The sequence below is a fragment of the Pseudomonas sp. KB_15 genome (assembly GCF_052114525.1).
Lineage (GTDB): Bacteria > Pseudomonadota > Gammaproteobacteria > Pseudomonadales > Pseudomonadaceae > Aquipseudomonas.
On the sequence record NZ_JBFREX010000091.1, the window covers coordinates 1 to 4206 of the forward strand.

General features: G+C 58.0%; 3 protein-coding genes. All 3 read left to right on the forward strand.

What is annotated here, in order from left to right; all coding sequences use genetic code 11:
* Positions 1-336 precede the first annotated feature (336 nt).
* The 3 genes from AB4Z35_RS29700 to AB4Z35_RS29710 all read left to right on the forward strand — a co-directional run bounded on the left by AB4Z35_RS29700 (position 337) and on the right by AB4Z35_RS29710 (position 4042).
* Entirely contained in the window at positions 337-471 is a 135-nt protein-coding gene (locus tag AB4Z35_RS29700) for a hypothetical protein (protein ID WP_008047147.1), read from the forward strand.
* Positions 472-767: 296 nt separating this feature from the next.
* Positions 768-2264, forward strand: coding sequence for a methyl-accepting chemotaxis protein (locus AB4Z35_RS29705; protein ID WP_442101119.1), 1497 nt, complete (start codon positions 768-770; stop codon positions 2262-2264).
* Positions 2265-2443: 179 nt separating this feature from the next.
* Entirely contained in the window at positions 2444-4042 is a 1599-nt protein-coding gene (locus AB4Z35_RS29710; RefSeq protein WP_442101120.1) for an ArnT family glycosyltransferase, read from the forward strand.
* The last annotated feature ends 164 nt before the right edge of the window (positions 4043-4206 follow it).

The window sequence follows — 4206 nt, forward strand, 5'->3', positions numbered from 1 at the left end:
GTCGTGAGTCCAGCTGACGCGGCCTGCCTGACGTACCGCAATGACTGATTTTACGACTGCTTCGCAGCCGAACGCAGCCTCGCGGGCTCGGCAGCTGCTACAGATCGCATTACCGCTTAACTGACTGGCATTAGCCGGTGCCCCCCTTTCTTTCACTTTTGGAATAGTGGGTTACTCCTGCCGAAGTTGTAGGCAAAATCCGAGAATGGAGCCGAAAAAGAAAAGCTGATCGCTCACAACACCTTCCCCAAGTGCTAAACAACCCTGCCCACAGTCAAATAGCTAAACTTCATCAGTAAACCACTTCGCGAAACCCTGAAAAGTCAGGAGGCGAGCATGAGCAAACAACCTCAACCCCAAAGCCGCTCCAACCCCCAACCCAGATCCCGTCCGGTCGTGCCAAGCCTGCCCGGCAAAACCGGCAACAAGTCCGGTGGCTTGCGCGGCAACTATCCGCCGAAGAAGTCGTAATGACCTCGGGCGTACGACAGGCTTTGCAACGGAGTCTGTCGTACTCCCCGTCACTTCAGCATTACTTGCCTCTATATCGGACATTGTTTTGCGCGAGCGACGTCGTACCTGCCAAGAATGATGGCCAAGGGCTACGCTCTCCACGAATTCTCAAATACACCTCGACCACGCCGCCAACAGATTCTCATCCCTGACTCTGAAAACGTCTGCACCTTTAACACACCCAGCTTTTCGCGATGTCCCGTGTTGCCATAAACCCTGCATTTTTCTGGCTCATTTACATGGAGTAAACGTACATGCCCTTCCCCCCTCGTTTCCTCGACCACTACCGCAAAGCCGACCGCATCATGCTGGGCCTGATCTGGCTGATGTTCGCTTTCGCTATCGGCCTGGCGTTCTGGCATGACACGTTCAAGCAGGCGCTGCTGGTGGGCGGTGGCACCAGTGTGTTGTTGACCGTGCTGTATCGCGCCATCGGCGGGTCGCGGTTGATGCGCTGTTTGCTGGGCGTTGGCTTGATGGTGATGGCGGCGTTGCATATCAATCAGGCCGAGGGGGTCATTGAGTCGCACTTCGGGATTTTTGCGTTGTTGGCGGTGCTGACGTTTTATCGGGACTGGCTGCCGATTCTGGTGGCGGCGGTGGTGATTGCGCTGCATCACGTGGTGTTTCATGTGCTGCAGCACCAGGGTTTTCCGGTGTATGTGATGGCGCATCACGGTGGCTGGACGATGGTGTTCGTTCACGCTTTTTATGTGGTGATGGAGACGGTCGCGCTGCTGTATCTGGCGGTGCACAGCCAGGCCGATGCGGTGGAGAGCCAGGACATGCTGGACAAGATGCTCGCCACCACGTCGCAGTTCACCGCCAATGCCGAACAGAGTGACAAGGCGCGGGTGCATGTGTCGCTGGCGCAGCGTTTCGATCAGTTTTTGATGCAGATCACCGCGTTGGTCGACGGGGTAGTGCGTGACTCTCACGGCTTGGGTCAGTTGGGCCAGGAGTTGGCCAAGGCGAGTAATACGCTGGAGAAAGGCGCGAAACATCAGTTGACGGAAATCGCGCAGATGACCGGGTCGATGCAACGCATGGGCGATGCGATGGAGCACATCGTGGTGCATGTCGAGCATGCCGTTGAACATGCCGGCCAGGCCAGTGCGCAAGTCACTCGCGGTCAGGAAAGCGTGAACCGTGCGCGGCAGGAAATCACCCAGTTGGCGTCGCGCCTGGAAGGCACCAACCAGACCGTGCAGGAGCTGGCCGGGCAGGCGCAGCAGATCGGTTCGGTGCTGGAGGTGATCAGCAGCATTGCCGAGCAGACCAATTTGCTGGCGCTCAACGCGGCGATTGAAGCCGCCCGCGCCGGTGAGCAAGGCCGGGGCTTTGCCGTGGTGGCCGACGAAGTGCGCAGTCTGGCGCAGCGCACGGCGGTGTCCACCAAGGAAATCAGGACCATCATCGAGGCCTTGCAGCAAGGCAGCCGCAAAGCCGTGGAGGCCATGCAGGACAGCCGCGAAGGTGTGGAGCGTTGTGTCGAGGACAGTCAGTTGGCGGCGGCGATGTTGCAGGCGGTTGGCAGCGATATCTCACAGATCGATGAACTCAATGGGCGGATTGTCACGACGACCCGCGAACAATCCACGACGAGTTTCGAGATTGTCGGTCGCTTGCAATCGGTGCAGAGCATTGCGCAAAACACGGCGGATGATGTGGAGACGCTGGCATTGAGCAGTCGGCGCTTGCCGCCTATTGCCACGCGGCTGGATGCACTGGGGCGTACGTTTCATCAATGATGGCGCTGTGGTTTACATGAACAATTGTTCATCTTGTAAATCACAGCCTTACATCACTTGATGGAGCAACCACGCCTCAAGCAGAACTAATGGTTTATTCGCAATCTACTGACAATCCCATCACATTTCGCCGGATAGCCTTGTTGCTCCAGCCGCTTCACGCAACGTGCGAAATAGTGATGAAAAATTCGTTAGTCAGGTTTCTGAAAAGTGACCAGGGTGCGCTGATCCTTCTGCTCGGCGTATCCGCGTTTCTATTGCTGTTCGGGTTGGGGGCAAGGGAGCTTTGGGGCGCGGAAACGCGCTGGGCGAACATCGCGCTACAAATGTTGCAAACCGGCGATTATTTCGACCCTTATCTCAAGGGGATGCCCTATTACGACAAACCGCTGCCTTCCTATTGGTTGATTACGGCCACTGCCCACTTGATGGGCGGTCTCGGGCACTGGTCGCTGCGCTTGCCTTCGGTTCTGGCGGCGTGGCTGAGTGTCTGGCTGGTCTATCTGATCGGTGAACGGCTCTTTAGCAAAGGCACCGGTCTGATTGCCGGCTGGTTTCTGGCGACGACGTTCTTTTTCGTGTTCTGGGCGCGGGTCGCCACGGCCGATATTTTAACCGTTTGCGGTGTTTTGGCGGCTGTCTGGTGGTACTGGCGCGGCCCGAATGACACCCGGCTGAGTCGCTACATCGTATTTTTCCTGATGCTGGCACTGACGTCGCTGTTCAAGGGCTTGATCGGGTTCATCCTGCCGGGGCTGATGCTGTTGCCGCATTTGCTCAGCGAGGGACGCTGGAGAAACCACCTCAATCCGCGCCTGTTTCTGGCAATGCTGCTGGGCGGTGTGGTCTACATGCTGCCGTTCATGCTGTCGCACCGCTATGGCGCGCCGACTTATGGGCCGAGCGGGCTTGGCCTGGTGTTCCAGGAGAACGTGGTTCGCTTCTTCAAGCCGTTCGACAACATCGGCCCGATCTATACCTATCTGCTCTATCTGCCGGTGTACACCCTGCCCTGGGCACCCTGCTGGATGCTCGGCCTGTGGGTGGCCCTGCGCAGTTGGAAGCACACCGAACCCAACGTTCGCTGGCTGATCCGGGGCCTGGGGTTGCTGTTTCTGTTCTTCACCGCCAGTGGCAGCCGACGCAGCTACTACGTATTGCCGCTGGTGCCGTTTGCCCAGCTGCTGGCGGCCTGGTGGGTCACCCGGCGCATGGCCGCGCGTCAGGCGGCCGGTAACGTCAGCGGGCCGGGTTGGGCGAAGGGTATTGCCGGGGCGGCAGGTTGTTTGTTTTTGATTCTGGGCGTTGCCTATCCGTGGACCAACGGCGGTGCTGGCGGTGTCATGCAGTTCACCCGGGATGTGCGTGCAGAAGCGATCAAAACGGCGCCGTGGAACGAATGGCGCATGGTGCTGGTGGATGTCGACAACAAGCTGCCCATGTACCTGCAAAATCATGGCGCTGCGTTCTACTACGTGCTCCCGGATTCGGACATTCCGCAAACAGGCGACAGTGCTGCACTGATGGCGTGGCTGGAAAGGAAAAGTGGCGAGACCTGGAACCCTGAACGCACGATCATCGTGGAGCAGTACAAGGATATCCATCAATTGCCTCTGGACTATCTGACGGCCGACCATCAGTTGATCACCACCAAACCCAACAACGGCACCCGGTTGTTTCATGCCCATGAAAATGGCAGTGCGGCGTTTATTCCCAATGGGAAAACGATGGGAATCCCTGTGGCCGGGCAAACTGCGGCGCAAGCCTCGGTTCAATAGATGTATTGAGGTGATCAATCAACGAAACAGGGCGCCTTGCAGGCTAATGCCGATCAGTCAGGCGAACCCAGACGATACACCGTCCTTGTAGCAGCTGGCGTAGCCTGCGTCCGGCTGCGCAGCAGTCGTAAATCCGGCTTTCATGATCTCTCTGACGTACCGCG

Excerpts from the sequence above, each read along its gene's own strand:
- AB4Z35_RS29710 (WP_442101120.1), top strand. The coding sequence starts at position 2,444 with ATGAAAAATTCGTTAGTCAGGTTTCTGAAAAGTGACCAGGGTGCGCTG.
- AB4Z35_RS29700 (WP_008047147.1), top strand. The coding sequence starts at position 337 with ATGAGCAAACAACCTCAACCCCAAAGCCGCTCCAACCCCCAACCCAGA.
- AB4Z35_RS29705 (WP_442101119.1), top strand. The coding sequence starts at position 768 with ATGCCCTTCCCCCCTCGTTTCCTCGACCACTACCGCAAAGCCGACCGC.